10 protein-coding genes and 1 pseudogene are annotated in these 14060 nt (G+C 73.9%); 5 read left to right on the forward strand and 6 right to left on the reverse strand.

What is annotated here, in order from left to right; all coding sequences use genetic code 11:
- Window positions 1-3 precede the first annotated feature (3 nt).
- From ABZT04_RS42615 to ABZT04_RS42630, 4 genes are all read right to left on the reverse strand, one after another.
- Window positions 4-4704, reverse strand: coding sequence for a hypothetical protein (locus tag ABZT04_RS42615; protein WP_356065110.1), 4701 nt, complete (start codon window positions 4702-4704; stop codon window positions 4-6).
- A gap of 40 nt (window positions 4705-4744) precedes the next feature.
- Window positions 4745-5623: a hypothetical protein gene (locus tag ABZT04_RS42620; protein WP_356065112.1), complete on the reverse strand. Its 879-nt coding sequence runs from the start codon at window positions 5621-5623 to the stop codon at window positions 4745-4747.
- Window positions 5624-5670: 47 nt separating this feature from the next.
- Window positions 5671-7197 carry a hypothetical protein gene (locus ABZT04_RS42625; RefSeq protein ID WP_356065114.1) on the reverse strand — a complete coding sequence of 509 codons (1527 nt, stop codon included), beginning with the start codon at window positions 7195-7197 and terminating at the stop codon, window positions 5671-5673.
- A 100-nt stretch (window positions 7198-7297) separates the two neighbouring features.
- Window positions 7298-8005, reverse strand: a complete 708-nt coding sequence (locus ABZT04_RS42630; protein ID WP_356065117.1) for a GntR family transcriptional regulator — start codon at window positions 8003-8005, stop codon at window positions 7298-7300.
- A gap of 170 nt (window positions 8006-8175) precedes the next feature.
- Here ABZT04_RS42630 and ABZT04_RS42635 point away from each other — a divergent pair, with 170 nt between their 5' ends.
- Genes ABZT04_RS42635 through ABZT04_RS42655 form a run of 5 tightly spaced genes read left to right on the forward strand, consistent with a single transcriptional unit; the run spans window position 8176 to window position 12558 of the window.
- Complete coding sequence (locus ABZT04_RS42635) at window positions 8176-9495, forward strand: MFS transporter (protein ID WP_356065119.1); 1320 nt, start codon at window positions 8176-8178, stop codon at window positions 9493-9495.
- On the forward strand, window positions 9492-10313 hold the full coding sequence (locus ABZT04_RS42640; protein ID WP_356065121.1) for a putative hydro-lyase: 822 nt from the start codon (window positions 9492-9494) through the stop codon (window positions 10311-10313). The genes ABZT04_RS42635 and ABZT04_RS42640 overlap by 4 nt, the downstream gene beginning before the upstream one ends.
- A 12-nt stretch (window positions 10314-10325) precedes the next feature.
- Window positions 10326-11078: a 5-oxoprolinase subunit PxpA gene (locus ABZT04_RS42645; RefSeq protein WP_356065130.1), complete on the forward strand. Its 753-nt coding sequence runs from the start codon at window positions 10326-10328 to the stop codon at window positions 11076-11078.
- On the forward strand, window positions 11075-11692 hold the full coding sequence (locus ABZT04_RS42650) for an allophanate hydrolase subunit 1 (RefSeq protein WP_356065124.1): 618 nt from the start codon (window positions 11075-11077) through the stop codon (window positions 11690-11692). The genes ABZT04_RS42645 and ABZT04_RS42650 overlap by 4 nt, the downstream gene beginning before the upstream one ends.
- Window positions 11689-12558: a biotin-dependent carboxyltransferase family protein gene (locus ABZT04_RS42655; protein ID WP_356065126.1), complete on the forward strand. Its 870-nt coding sequence runs from the start codon at window positions 11689-11691 to the stop codon at window positions 12556-12558. The genes ABZT04_RS42650 and ABZT04_RS42655 overlap by 4 nt, the downstream gene beginning before the upstream one ends.
- Before the next feature lie 13 nt (window positions 12559-12571).
- Here ABZT04_RS42655 and ABZT04_RS42660 read toward each other — a convergent pair whose 3' ends face one another.
- Complete coding sequence (locus ABZT04_RS42660) at window positions 12572-13432, reverse strand: SGNH/GDSL hydrolase family protein (RefSeq protein WP_356065128.1); 861 nt, start codon at window positions 13430-13432, stop codon at window positions 12572-12574.
- A pseudogene (locus ABZT04_RS42665) lies at window positions 13429-13983 on the reverse strand (glycosyltransferase); the annotation flags it as partial. The gene ABZT04_RS42660 and the pseudogene ABZT04_RS42665, both read right to left, overlap by 4 nt.
- Window positions 13984-14060 lie beyond the last annotated feature (77 nt).

Below are 14060 nucleotides of genomic sequence, written 5' to 3' on the forward strand. Positions count from 1 at the left end.
CGCCTACGGGGCAGTCGGTGCCGGGCGCTTGAACATGCGGGTCGCCGTGATCTCGCTGTGCACCGACTCCCCTTCTCCGGCCGGGGCCTGCTGCGGCAGACCCGGCCGGAGGTGTTCCTCCACGCTGATGTACTTGAGGCCCGCCCTGAGGTCGGCGTCGTTGCGCAGCCGGATGACCAGCGGGAACTCGGCCAGTGCCGTCGTGTCGAACAGGCCGGTGGTGTAGAGGAGTTGGACGCCGAGCGCGTCGGACACGGCGCGCTGGAGCTCCAGCAGGTACGTGGCGTTGGCGCGCCCGATGGGGTTGTCGAGGAAGAGCGTGCCGGCGTGCCGGTGCTTGTCGCGGCCCCGGTCGTTGGAGCGCAGCGCCGCCATCGTGCAGTACAAGGCGATTGCGGCGGTGAGCAGTTGACCGCCGGAGAACACGTCGCCCATCTGTCCGACGGGCACGCGCTCGGCCCGCAGCACGGCGTCCGGCTTGAGGATCTCGACGGCGACACCCTTGGGTTCGAGCGCCGCGCCGACTCCCCTCAGCAGCAAGGACATTCCGTCGCGCCGCATGTCGGAGTTCTTCTTCACCGCGGCCCGGGTCGCCTCGTCGACGACCTCGCCGAGCCGCTCGGTGAGCGTGGCCTGGTCCGGCTCCTCGAAGCGGATGCGCAGGAACTCCTGCCCCGACCACTCGCCGAGTCCCTCGGGCAGCCGGGACAGCCGCTGCGCGGACCGCAGGGTCGCCAGCGCCGACTCGACGAGCCCGCGGAGCCGGTCCACGATCGAGTCGCGGTTGCGCTCCAACTGCGCCAACTCGTCGGTGAGCACCCGGAGTCGGGGCGCGAAGGCGTCGGCCCACTTCTGCGCGTGCTCGGGCAGCGCGGACGCGGGGAGCTCCCGGATCTGCTGCCGCGCGGGGGTCCGTACCTGCTCGAACCGCGTGGAGTTGGCGTGCCGCACGAGCACATCGCTCGCCTCGCGTACGGCGCTCTCGGCGGCGGACAGGTCGGCGGCGCAGCCGCGCAGCGAGCGGCGGGCCTCGGCGGCGGAGTGCCGGGCCTCCTCCAGGCTGCCCGGGTAGGGCTCGGGCTCCTCCTGCTCCTCGTCCGAGGAGTGCTCGCGCAGCAGGTCACGGAGGAGCGCGGCGGTCTCGTCGAAGCCACCGGCCCCGTCCTCGGCGGCGCGGTGGGCGGCGAGGAGCTCGGCGTGCGCCTCGCGTGCCTGGCCCAACGCGTCGGTGCGGGCGGCGAGTTCGGCCGTCGCCGTGCGCAGCAGGGCCTGGGCGTGCTCGGCGTCGCGCGGAACCAGCTCCTCGGCCAGCTCGGTGTGGGCCTCGCCGTCCTCGGGCGCGAGCCGCTCGGCCTCGCCGCGCAGCCGCCCGAGTTGCTCGCTCGCGCTCGACACCCGGGTCTCCAGAAGCTGCACCAGCTCCTCGGCGCGTGCCGCCGCGGCCTGCCGGGACGGCCCGTCGGAACCGTCGGGCGACTGGAGCAACTGTGCCGCGCGGGTGCGGACCTTGTTGCTGAGCCGGTCCAACTCGGCGATGGCCGCGCTCTCATCGCTCTCCGCCCGCGCCTGCTCGGCCCGCAGATCGGCGCCGACGCCGACCTTCTCGTAGAGCTGCGAGGCGGCCCGGTAGGCCTCACGGAGGGCGGCCAGCGCGGGCTTGGGAGCGTCCGCGTCGTCCTCCGGTACGTCGTCGGGGGCGCCCGCGATCTCGGAGCGCTCGGCGCGCAGCGCACGGGCCGTGCGGCGGGCGTCGTCGGCCGCGCGCTGGGCGGCGCGGCGGTCCTCGTCGGCGGCGCGGGCGCGCTCCAGGCAGGCCTGGGCGCGGGCCTCCGACTCGGCCGCCTCGTCGGCGAGTTCACGCAGCCTGACCTGCCAGCCCGCGCGTTCACGCAGCCGGAAGGCGAGTCCGGCGAGGGCGTCGGCGGCCCGCCGGGCCTTCTGCGCGGCCTCCTGCCGCTCGTCGCGCACCTGGGCCGCCTCGGCGGCGGCTTCGTCGGCCTCGGCCCGCACGGTCCGTGCCTCGGCGAGCTCGGCCTCGGCCTCCTCGGCGAACGCGCGCGTTTCCTGCGCGGCCCGCGCCAACTCGACCAGCCTCCCGCTCGGGCAGCCGGTGCGCCAGGACGCCAGCCGCGCCGCCAGCTCGCGGTCCTTGCCGAGCCGCGCGGCCAGCGTGCGGATCTCCTCGTCCCGCTGCCCCGCCCGCGCGCGCAGCGCCTGCCGCTCCTCGTCGGCGGCGTGCTCGTCGTGCATGGCCGGGTTCGGCGGGACCAGGAAGACGTCGCTGCTCTGTGCGTCGGTCGCCGGGGTCGGGGCGAGCAGGGCGGCGGCCGTGCCGACGGCCACGGCGGACCGGGGCAGCAGGGCCGCCTCGCTGAGGGCCTCCCGGGCACGCGCGTGCGTCTCCGGGTCGGTGATGATCACCCCGTCGACCAGCTCGGGCCGGGCGGCCAGCACGCGCGCGTGGTCGGTGGGGTCGACGGCCTGGGCGAGGTAGCGCCAGCCGGGCAGGGCCGGGATGCCGTGCTCGCCGAGGTACTCCACGGTGGCCAGCACGTCCGGGCCGGGCGGCAGCAGTCCGCCGTCGCCGAGCGCCCCGAGGATCCGGGAGTCGTCGGCGGCGGCGGTCCGCAGGTCGAAGAGCTGGCGCTCGCTGGAGGCGACCCCGTCGTCGAGCAGCTCGCGCAACTCGTCGGCGAAGCGGTCGAGTTCCTCCGGGGTGAGGGGGCCTTCGGCGAGGGGGCGGGAGGGCTTGGTGGTACCGGGGTGAGTGACGGGGGCCGCGTTCGAGGCAGAACTGCCATTCGCCGCAACCTCGTTGGCCCCACGCGGCACCGGTACACCACCGGCACCGGCATGGGCACCGGGCAGGCTGAGCAGCTCCGCGAGCCGCTCCTCCCCCGCCAGTCCCTCGGCCAGGCGCCGTTCCGCGTCGTAGGTCCGGGCCGCCGCGGTCGCCGCATCGGAGGCGCGGGCCGCCGTCAGCTCCGCGCGGGACTCCGCCGAGGCGGCCTCGCGGGCGTGCTCGGCCGCCCGGCTGGATACCTCGCGCGCGGTGTCCCAGGCGGCCACGGCCGTCTTCTCGGCGTCGCTGGCCGCGAGGGCGGCACGGGCCGGGTCGGCGTCGGGCGCGCTGTCGTCGAGCCAGCCCGCGCGCACCGCCTCGGCGGTCTCCTGCTCGACCTCGGACAGACGCTGGCGCAGATGGCCGATCTCGCTGCGGGCGCGCTGCGCTTCGGTGGCGGCGGAGGTCGCGTCCCGGTGGGAGGTCTCGCCGACCTCCTGAAGTGCGGCGGACCGCTCCTCGCCCTCGTTGGCGAGGTCCTCGGCGCTCTGCGCGGCCGTGTGCAGGGCCCGTACGAGATCGACGGCGGCCTTGGCGCGGGCGGCGAGCGCCGGTGCGGCGTCCCGCTCGGCCTCGCGGATGGCGACGGCCACACGCGCGGAGCGGTCGGCTGCGGCGCGGTGACGCAGGACGGACTCGGCGGCCTGCCAGGCGGAGTGCAGCGTGCGCGCGTCGGCGAGTTCGCGCTTCTGCGCGGCGGCGGACTTCTCCATGGTGGCGAGCGCCACCGAGGCGTGCCGGTAGGCCAGTTCGGCGGCGATCAGCGCGCTGCGCTCCCGTGCCCCCTCGGAGTGTGTGACGGCGTACGCGGCGGCGGTGACCCGCTGGGCGAGGTCGGCGGCCCGGACCCGCTCCTGCGCGCCCCGCGCGGACAGTCGGCGCGCCAGGGTGCGGGTACGGCGCTCGGCGCCGGTGTGGATGTCACGCGCGCGTGCCCGTGCCTCGGCGGCCTCGACGATCCTGCCGAGCAGATCCACGGAACCCGCCGTGAAGTCCCGCTCGGCGATCAGTTCGGCCCGGCGCCCCAGCTTGTTGCCGAAGCCGCCGACCAGGTCGGCGAGCCCGTCGGTGTCCCGCGTGTCGGTGACCGCGCGCAGCAGCAGGTCGGTGAAGTCGGAGTCCTTCTTGACGGCGAAGAGTCCGGCGGCCTCGCCCTCGTCGGCGTTCATCTCCCGCTGGTAGCGGAAGAGTTCGGGGTCGAGGCCCAGGTCGCCGAGGTGCTCGATCCAGCGGTCGTGGATCTCCTCCCAGTGCACTTCGAGGTGGGGATATGCCTTGCCTGCCTCGGTGATGGCGTCCCGGAAGCCCTTCATGGTGCGTCGGCGGCCCTGTGCGCCGGACGCGCCCTCGACGGGCGGCCGTACCGAAGTGGCCTCGGCGACGGGGAGATTGTCCAGGCTCAGTCCGGGCCCGGGCCGGAAGGAGTACCAGGCCTCGGCGAACTTCCGCGGGTCGTTGGAGACTTGGCGCCCCCGCCACTCGCTGACCTTGCCGACGACCACGCATTCGCCGGTCAGCGTGTGCTGCCATTCCAGGGCTACGTGCCCGCAGTCGTCGGCGAGCAGGAACTTGCGCAGCACGCCGGAGCTGGCGCCGCCGAGGGTGTTGCGGTGGCCGGGCAGCATCACCGAGAAGATCAGCTTGAGCAGGACGGACTTGCCGCCGCCGTTCTCCAGGAAGAGCACGCCCGCGGGTGCGGGGCGGCGCGGCGGCCCGACGGGCTCGTCCTCGAAGAACTCCGCCTGGGTGGGCGCGGGATCGGGCACGGGCTTGCCCACGCCCCGCAGGTCAAGCACGGTGTCGGCGTAGCGCGCACCGGCGGGACCGATGGAGTAGAGGCGGACCCGGGACAGCTCGTACATGGCGGACTCTCGTCGTAAGTCTTCGGCAGGTGGGGGGAGTTCAGCAGTGGAACGGCAGTCCGGCGTCGGCCACCAGCTCCAGGTCCTCGGTGTCCTCGGCGGGCAGCAGGCTCGCGGTGCCGTCGGTGACGGGGACGATGCCCAGCTCCAGCAGCTCGGCCATGGCGGCGCTGCCGGCCATGTCACGCACCTGGAGCTGATAGCGGGCGGTGGTGCGGTACGTACCGCCGTTGTCGTCGCCGGTGCGCTGGAGGAAGCCGGAGTCGGTGAGGAAGGCGGCCGCCTTGCCGACGATGCCGGTGGTCGAACCGGCCAGTCTGCGGGCGTCCTTGGTGGCTCCGGTCGCGCTGCGTCTCACCCAGATCCGCCAGGCGGCCTCCAGGCCGGGCGCGTCGGTGGCCGGGTCGGTGTTCAGGCCCTGTTCGTCGGCCCGCTCCTCCAGGCGCCGGCAGGCCTGTCGTACGAAGGCGTCGACCCCGTTGACCGTGACGCGCCCGATGTAGCCGTCGTCGGCGAGGTCCTCGGGGCGGGGGAACGCCATCGCGGCGACGCAGAGATGCGCGAGTCCGTGCAGGAAGCGGTCCCCGGAGTCGGCGGCCGTGCGGCGCGCGTAGTCGCCCATGCGCACGGCGAACACGGAGTCCTCAGCGGCGGTCACGGCCATGCCGGCGCGCGGGGACACCTCCAGGACGACCAGCCCGAGCCCGGCGGCCACGGCGTCGGCGAGCCGCGCGAACGGCGGGTCCTCCCGGTGGCGGCGGAGCAGCTCCGCGTACTCCTGGTCCCGCGCGGGCTGCAGTTTGGGCTGCAACCCGAACGCGACGAGCCGGGCCGCGTCGGCGGCGTCGGCGGGTGTGATGACGGCGGTCACCGGCGCGGCGACGGCCTCCGGCTCACTCCGTTCGACGTGCTCGGTCACGGTCGGGGCTCCTTGCTGAAGTGGTCGACTGAGCGGTGGGTCATGGCCTAGGCCGCCTCCGTGCGGCCCGCCGCCATCCCGGCCGCGTCCAACAGGGCGGTGCCGACAATGAGATCGGCCCCGCCGAACTCGGAGTCCTCCAGCTCGGTCCCGTCGTCAACGGCGAAGAGCAGCTTCGGCTCCCCCTGCCGGTACGCCGTACCAACCGGCGGACTGGCCGCGTGGATGGCCAACAGGGCTACCAGGTAAGGCAGTTCGGCATCCTGGTCCCGAGCCTCCGCGAGCAGTCCCGACAACCGCCGGGGCGCGTCCGCAGGAAGATCGAGCAGCTCCATCGCAGCGGCCAACTGCTCCTCGCTGAAGCGGCTGTCGTCCGGGGTGGCGATGAGGTCCGGCTCGGGCATCTCCGCGCCGAGGTGTTCCCGCTCCTGGGGTGGCGTCAGCAGTATGTCGACGAGGTCGCCCACGCGGACGGACACCGGCGTGCGCAGGCCGGTCCCGTGCGCGAAGAACGCGTCCGTGACCCGGACCGCCTGCTCCAGGGCGAGCGGCAGAACGGGCGAGACGAGATGTCCGTAGAGGTCCGTCCCGGAGGTCGTCATGGGCGTGGCGAAGGCCTGCCGGTCCTGCTCGGCGCGGAACAGCGGCCCGGCCTCCAGGAGGCGCGACTGGAGCTGGGTGTGCCGTCGGATGCAGTCCTTGACGATGTCGACCAACTCGGCGGCGCGGCGCTTCTGTTCGGGGTCCTCGGACTCGTCGCGGGCCTTGCGGATGTTGGTGAGGATCGCGTTCTCGTGGCGGTACCGGTCGGCGACGTGGTCGAGGGCCTCGGCGATCATGTCGGGCACGGCGTTGAGCCAGTCCACCGCGCGGACGTTGCGCCGCGTGGCGTCCAGGGCGCGGCGGAGGGTCTCCGAGTACTGCACGGTGCGGTACCGGGCCTGCTCGGCGGCCAACTGCGCGTCGGCCAGGCGGCCTCGGCTGATCAGCACCTCCAGCTTGACCTCGGCGGCGATCTGCGCGCTGGTGACGTCGGTGTCGAGGGCGCCCACCAGGACGTTGACGGCCTCGTCCGTCGTACGGAGGTAGACGCTGCCGCCGTAGCCGGGGACCTCCTCGATCAGCTTGAAGTCGTAGTCCCGGCGCACATAGGTGCCGTCCTGGGCGAACGTGCCGTACACCGTGCGGAAGCCGCGGTCGACGCTGCCGACGTTGATGAGGTTCTCCAGGACCCAGCGGGCTACGCGCTCGTGCTCGGCGACGGGGCGACGGGGGGCCTGGGCGGCGATGCGCGGGATGAGCCTGGCCACTATCTGGTCGTGGTCGGCGCCGGTGTCGAAGTCCATGTTGAGGGTGACCAGGTCGATGGCGGCGAGGGCCACCTCCGCCATGCCGTACACCGAGTACTCGCCCGCGAGGTTGGCCTTGCGCACGTCGAGGTCGTGCAGCGGCGCGGTGCAGGCGAGCGCGCGCAGCCGGCGCGCCAGTCCCTCGTCGGCGGCCGGGCCCGGGGCGGGGCGCGGCCCCGCGCTGAACTGGGGCGGAACGCTGTCCGTCGATGCAGGCGAAGTCACGGTGCACAGACTAGGTCCTCGGTCTGACAACGACCCAAACGACGCAGAAGCGACTACCGTCACAGCCTCGTGACTGGCTGCCGTCCCGTCTCGCGCAGGTTCAGCCCAGCGCCGTGCCGTCCTCGCCGACCCGCCGCCGGTACGCGTCGACGACTCGCTCCAGGGAGTCGTCGAGGTAGACCGCGAGCAGCTTCTCGGCCTCGGCGCGGTCGCCCGCCTGGAGGGCCTGGAGGATCAGGCGGTTGCGCTGGAGATACGGCTCGTGGAGCCGCTTCGGGTCGTCCACGAGGTGGAAGGCGAGCCGGAGTTCGGCGAAGACGCTGCGCATCAGCTCGTCGGTGCGCTCGCTGCCGGCGAGGGCGACGAGTTCCCGGTGGAAGTGGATATTGGCCGTACCCACGACTTTCCAGTCATTCTCGACGGACGCGAGCTGCCCTTCCGTCACGGCCGCGGCGAGCCCTTCGACGACGTACGGCGGCTCGCCCAGGCCTCGTACGACGGCGCACTCGACGAGGCGGCGGGTGCGGTAGATGTCCTTGACGTCCTCGACGGTCAGGACCCGGACGAACACGCCCCGGTTCAACTCGTGGACGAGCAGGCGCTCATGGGTGAGCAGCCGGAACGCCTCACGGAGTGTGTTGCGCGACACACCGAGCGTCCCGCCGATGCCGTCCTCCGACAGCCGGGTGCCCGGCGGGAAATAGCCCTCGGCGATGCGGTTTCTGAGGATGTCCGAGACCCGTTCCGCGGTGCTCGTACGGCCCAGGAGGGCGCGGTCGTCGGCCAGTCCCGCCAGTTGCTCTGCCATGCCCGGAATTCAACCGCAGATACAAGAACGAAACAACAAGCCTCTTGAAGGATCGTTCAACGATCCTCTAACTTGCTCTCCAAGGCGCCTCCGCTCACCCCGGGCGCCAACGGCTTCCGCACGGCACGGCTCAGCCCCAGCACCCTCCGTCCTCCCTCTGCGAGGTGCACATGAGCACGACCCCTCCACCTCAGGCCCTGAACACCGGCGCACACCCGGACTCCGACGAACTCACCGCCGACGACGGCGCGTTGGCCTGGCTGCGCGCGCTCGGTCCGAACGGCCGCCGCGCCTTCGCCGGCGCGTTCGGCGGCTATGCCCTGGACTCCTACGACTACTTCACGCTGCCGCTGAGCATGGTCGCGCTGGCCGCGTACTTCGGTCTGGACAGCGGCCAGACCGGTCTGTTCACCACCGTCACACTGGTCGTCTCCGCGGTCGGCGGTGCCGTCGCGGGCGTCTTCGCCGACCGGGTCGGCCGTGTCAAGGCCCTGCTGATCACGGTGATCACGTACGCCGTCTTCACGGTGGCCTGCGGCTTCGCGCCCAACTACGAGACGCTGCTGGTGTTCCGGGCCCTCCAGGGCCTCGGTTTCGGCGGCGAGTGGGCGGTCGGCGCGATCCTGGTCGCCGAGTACGCGAGCGCCAAGCACCGGGGCCGTACGCTCGGCGCGGTCCAGAGCTCCTGGGCGGTGGGCTGGGCGCTGGCCGCGGTCGTCTACACGCTGGTCTTCTCGTTCGTCGGCGACGATCTGGCCTGGCGGGTGATGTTCTGGACCGGCGCGCTGCCCGCGCTGCTGGTCCTCTGGGTCCGCCGCCGGGTCCATGACGCCCCCGGGGCGACGGCCGTGCGGGAGCAGAACTCCCAGAAGGGCTCGTTCGCGGCGATCTTCAAGCCGGGCACGAGCGGAGCACCGGGCCTGCTGCGGACGACGGTCTTCGCGGGTCTGCTCTCCACCGGCGTCCAGGGCGGCTACTACACCCTCGCCACCTGGGTGCCGACCTACCTCAAGACCGAGCGCGGCCTGTCGGTGGTCGGCACCGGCGGCTATCTGACCTTCCTGATCTCCGGCGCCTTCCTGGGGTACCTCACCGGCGGCTACCTCACCGACGTGCTGGGCCGCAGGCGCAACATCTGGCTCTTCGCGCTGCTCTCGGCGGTCTGCATCCTGGCGTACACGCACATCCCCAGCGGGTCCAACACCCTTCTCCTGGTGCTCGGTTTCCCGCTCGGGTTCTGTATGTCGGCGATCTTCAGCGGCTTCGGCTCGTACCTGAGCGAGCTGTACCCGACGGCGGTGCGGGGCACCGGGCAGGGCTTCACCTACAACACGGGCCGCGCGGTCGGCGCCGTCTTCCCGACCCTGGTGGGCTTCCTGGCCGACAGTTGGGGTGTGGGCGGGGCACTCGTCTTCGGGGCGATCGGATACGGCATCGCGGCACTGGCGCTCCTGGGGCTGCCGGAGACCCGCGGAAAGGAGCTGGAGTGAACCGCACGGAGGACCGTCCCCCGACCCTCGTCGACGAGCACGCGCGCGCGTGGAGTCCGCGAACCGCCCGGGCCCGCTTCCGGGCCGGCCGCACGGGTCCCACGGCCGGGGTCGCGGCGGGCCACACCCAGGCCAACCTGATCTCGGTGCCGGCCGACTGGGCGTACGACATGCTGCTGTTCTGCCAGCGCAACCCGAAGCCCTGTCCGGTGCTCGACGTCACGGACGCCGGATCCTGGCGGACGGTGCTGGCCGACGGCGCGGACCTGCGCACCGATCTGCCGCGCTACCGGGTGTGGCGGGACGGCGAGTTGACGGACGAGCCGACGGACGTGCGCGCGCACTGGCGTGAGGACCTGGTGTCGTTCCTGATCGGGTGCAGCTTCACCTTCGAGTGGTCGCTGAGCGAGGCCGGTGTCCCGATCCGGCACATCGAGCAGGGCCGCAACGTCCCGATGTACGTGACGAGCCGCCCGTGCCGCCCGGCGGGGCGGCTGCACGGTCCGATGGTGGTGTCGATGCGCCCGGTGCCGCCGGAGCATCTGGCGACGGCGATCCGGGAGACCGCGCTGCTCCCTGCGGTGCACGGCAGCCCCGTACACTGCGGCGATCCCTCGGGGCTCGGCATCGAGGACCTCGGGCGTCCGGACTTCGGCGATCCGGTGGACGCGGCCCCGGACGACATCCCGGTGTTCTGGGCCTGCGGAGTGACCCCGCAGGCCGCGGTGATGGCCTCCCGCCCGCCGTTCGCCATCACGCACGCGCCGGGCCAGATGTTCGTCACCGACGCCCGCGACGAGCAGTACCGCGTCGCCTGACCAGGAGAGATGATGATCGATCTGAACGCCGACCTCGGCGAGGGCTTCGGCCGCTGGCATCTCACCGACGACGAACAGCTCCTGTCCGTCGTCACCAGCGCCAACGTGGCCTGCGGCTTCCACGCGGGGGACGCGGTGACCATGCGGCGGGTGTGCGAGCTGGCGGCCGAGCGCGGCGTCCGGGTCGGCGCGCAGGTGTCCTACCGGGACCTGGCGGGGTTCGGGCGGCGCGCGATGGACGTGCCGCCCGCCGAGCTGGCGGCCGAAGTGGCGTACCAGATCGGTGCCTTGGAGGTGTTCGCCCGCGCGGCGGGCACGCGCGTGTCGTACGTCAAGCCGCACGGCGCGCTCTACAACCGGGTCGTGCACGACCGGGAGCAGGCCGCCGCGGTGATCGAGGGCGTGCTCCTCGCCGACGCCTCGCTGCCGGTCCTCGGGCTGCCCGGGTCGGTCGTGCTCGACCTGGCCGAGAAGGCCGGGCTGCGGGCCGTCCCGGAGGCGTTCGCGGACCGTGCCTACACCGACGAGGGCACGCTCGTGCCGCGCGGCCAGGAGGGCGCGGTGGTCACCGACCCCGAGGCCGTCGTGGAGCGCTCGCTGACCCTGGCCCGCTCCGGGACGGTCGACGCGCTCTCCGGGGCGCGCATCGAGGTGCGGGCCCGCTCCCTGTGCCTGCACGGGGACACGCCCGGTGCGGTCGAACTGGCCCGCAGGGTCCGCGAGCGGCTCCTGGAGTCGGGTGTCCGGGTGGAGGCCTTCGCATGAGGGCCCTGCCCGTCGGCGAGGACGCGCTGCTCGTCGAGGTCGCCTCAGGGGAGGAGGCCGAGGCCGTCCGCGCGGAGCTGCTGCGGCGCCGCGCGGAGGGCCTGCTCACCGTCCGCGAGATCGTCCCCGCCGCCCGCACGGTCCTCCTCGACGGCCTCGCCGACCCGGCTCGTCTCGCCGCCGAACTGACCACCTCCGAACCGCCCCCCGCTCCCCCACGCACGCGTGAGGTGGTCGAGCTCCCGGTGCGCTACGACGGCCCGGACCTCGCCGACGTCGCCGCCCTGTGGGGCGTCCCCGAGCGGGAGGTGGGCCGCATCCACGCGGCCACCGAGTTCCGTGTCGCCTTCTGCGGGTTCGCCCCCGGTTTCGGCTACCTCACCGGCCTCCCGGCCCGCTACGACGTCCCGCGCCGGGCCACCCCGCGCACGGCCGTCCATGCCGGTGCCGTGGGTCTGGCGGGCCCGTACACCGGCGTGTACCCGCGTGCCTCGCCGGGCGGCTGGCAGCTCATCGGCACGACGGACGCGGTGCTGTGGGACCACACCCGTGAACCGGCCGCGCTGCTGTCGCCGGGCACGCTCGTACGCTTCGTCCCGGTGGCGGACGTATGACGGACCGCGCGCTCGCCGTCGTCCGGGCCGGGGCCCTGACCACCGTGCAGGACCTGGGGCGGCCCGGCCACGCGCACCTCGGGGTGCCGCGTTCCGGGGCGCTCGACGGGCCCGCGGCGGCGATCGTCAACCGCCTGGTCGGCAATCCCCCCGAAGCGGCCGTCCTGGAGACGACCCTCAACGGCTGTGCCGTACGGCCTCGTTCAACGATCCTCGTGGCCGTCGGCGGCGCGCCGTGCCCGGTCACGGTGGACGGACGGCCCGCCGCCTGGGGCGCACCCGTGCATGTGCCGGCGGGGGCGCTCCTGAACATCGGAACGGCCGTCTCCGGAGTGCGCTCCTACGTCGCCTTCGCCGGTGGAGTCGGCGTGGAGCCGGTGCTCGGCAGCCGCTCCACGGACCTGCTGTCCGGGCTCGGTCCGCCGCCGCTCACGAACGGCGCCATACTGCCGCTGGGTTCCCCGGCGATCCGCCACGCGTGCGTGGACGTCGCCCCGCAGCCGGCTCCCCCGGCCGAACTGGTGCTGCGGGTGACCCTGGGGCCGCGTGCCGACTGGTTCACCCCGGAGGCCGTCCGCGCGTTCACCTCGCGCGCCTATCAGGTGTCCTCGGCGAGCAACCGCATCGGACTGCGCACCGAGGGGCCCGCCCTGGAGCGGGCCCTGACCGGTGAACTCCCCAGCGAGGGCATGGTCCTGGGCGCCGTCCAGGTGCCCCCGGACGGCCGCCCGGTGGTCTTCCTCGCCGACCATCCGACCACCGGCGGCTATCCGGTGATCGCCGTCGTCCGCCCCACGGACCTCCCGGCGGCCGCCCAGGCGGTGCCCGGCACCCCGGTCCGTTTCGTGGCCGTACGCCGCCGCTGAGCCCCCGTACGCCCTATGCGGCGTCCGGCTGCTCCTGCTGCACCGACAGGGAGGCCAGGGCCATCGACACCGCGTGGGACGCGCTCAGGTCGAGCCGCGCGCTCGTGCCCCGCGCGCGGTGGCGCATCTCGCTCGCGGCCAGCCTGAGGAGTTGCGGCAGCAGATCGGTGCAGCGGCGGGCCACCCACCCGGTACCGGCGGTCGCCAGCCACAGCAGGCTGGCCGACCGGGTGGGGGCCGGGAACTCGGGCTCGGGCGAGGGCGCGGCCCCCGAGGCCACGCCCTCCTCGGCGAGCAACGCGTGGAAGCGCAGGGCCAGTTGACGGTGGCCGCGCTCGCCGGGGTGCAGCCGGTCCGCGCTCCAGATCGCCGGGTCCATGATCCACTCGCCCTCGGCCGCGTGCAGATGCACGGCCCCGTACCGCTCGGAGAGCGCGTGCACCACGGTGTTCACCGCGCGCTGCCGCCGGGCCAGCGGGCGGGCCAGCGCGCCCGGCAGGCCGAGCATCGCGCCGGGGTCGGGCAGACAGGCCGTGAGCAGGACCGCGCCCTGCGCGGTGAAGGCCGCGTAGACCTTGTCGAGGCGGGCGGCGAGGGCCTGGATGTCGAAGGTGCAGCGCAGGGTGTCGTTGACGCCGATGACGACGGACACGACGTCCGGCTCGAGGGCGAGCCCGGCCGGGGTCTGCCGTTCCAGTACGTCCCTGGACTGCGCCCCGCTGACCGCCAGGTTCGTGAACTCCACTGTTTTCTCGGGCTGTTCGGCCAGCCCGCCGGCGAGCAGCGCGGCCCAGCCGCGCCAGGCCTCGCCGACGGGATCCCCCACGCCCTCGGTGAGCGAGTCACCGAGGGCGACGAAACGGACCGTTCTCATGCCACGCCTCCGGGCACGAAGCGCCGTACCGGGACATCCGCGTCGTGCGCGGCGAGGAACGCGTCGACCGCGGTGTGCCAGCCGAAGCACTCCGCACGCGCGCGTGCGATCTCCCGCCGCTCCGTCTCGGGGCGTTCGAGCAGCATGTCCACGGCGTCCGCGAAGGCCGCGCCGTTGTCCGCCGCCGTGGCGCCTGCGGAGCCGATGACCTCGGGGAGCGCGGAGGAGGCGCTGGCCACCACGGGCGTGCCGCAGGCCATGGCCTCCAGGGCGGCGAGCCCGAAGGTCTCGGCGGGCCCGGGTGCCAGGCACACGTCGGCGGAGGCCTGGAGCGCGCCGAGCAGCCGCCGGTCGGAGACGTGCCCGAGGAACGTGACCGGCAACCCGCGCTCCCGCGCCCGCTGTTCGAGCCGGGCCCGCAGCGGCCCGTCCCCGGCGACCACGAGGACCGCCCGCCGCCCGCGCCGCACCAGCGCCTCCAGAGCGTCGAGCGCCGTGCCGGGCTTCTTCTCCACGGAGAGCCTGGTGCAGGTCACCAGCAGAACCTGGTCCGTGGGGGCGGCAAACCGGCCCCCCCCCCGGTGCCCCCGCCCCCGGCGGCGCCCCCCCACGGCGGCCCCCACCCGGG

It is taken from the genome of Streptomyces sp. NPDC005492 (assembly GCF_040605995.1).
Taxonomy (GTDB): Bacteria; Actinomycetota; Actinomycetes; order Streptomycetales; family Streptomycetaceae; genus Streptomyces.

What these genes read in the sequence shown, in the direction of transcription:
- ABZT04_RS42615 (WP_356065110.1), bottom strand. Translation starts at nt 4,704, where the DNA reads ATGTACGAGCTGTCCCGGGTCCGCCTCTACTCCATCGGTCCCGCCGGT.
- ABZT04_RS42630 (WP_356065117.1), bottom strand. Translation starts at nt 8,005, where the DNA reads ATGGCAGAGCAACTGGCGGGACTGGCCGACGACCGCGCCCTCCTGGGC.
- ABZT04_RS42635 (WP_356065119.1), top strand. Translation starts at nt 8,176, where the DNA reads ATGAGCACGACCCCTCCACCTCAGGCCCTGAACACCGGCGCACACCCG.
- ABZT04_RS42645 (WP_356065130.1), top strand. Translation starts at nt 10,326, where the DNA reads ATGATCGATCTGAACGCCGACCTCGGCGAGGGCTTCGGCCGCTGGCAT.
- ABZT04_RS42650 (WP_356065124.1), top strand. Translation starts at nt 11,075, where the DNA reads ATGAGGGCCCTGCCCGTCGGCGAGGACGCGCTGCTCGTCGAGGTCGCC.
- ABZT04_RS42655 (WP_356065126.1), top strand. Translation starts at nt 11,689, where the DNA reads ATGACGGACCGCGCGCTCGCCGTCGTCCGGGCCGGGGCCCTGACCACC.
- ABZT04_RS42660 (WP_356065128.1), bottom strand. Translation starts at nt 13,432, where the DNA reads ATGAGAACGGTCCGTTTCGTCGCCCTCGGTGACTCGCTCACCGAGGGC.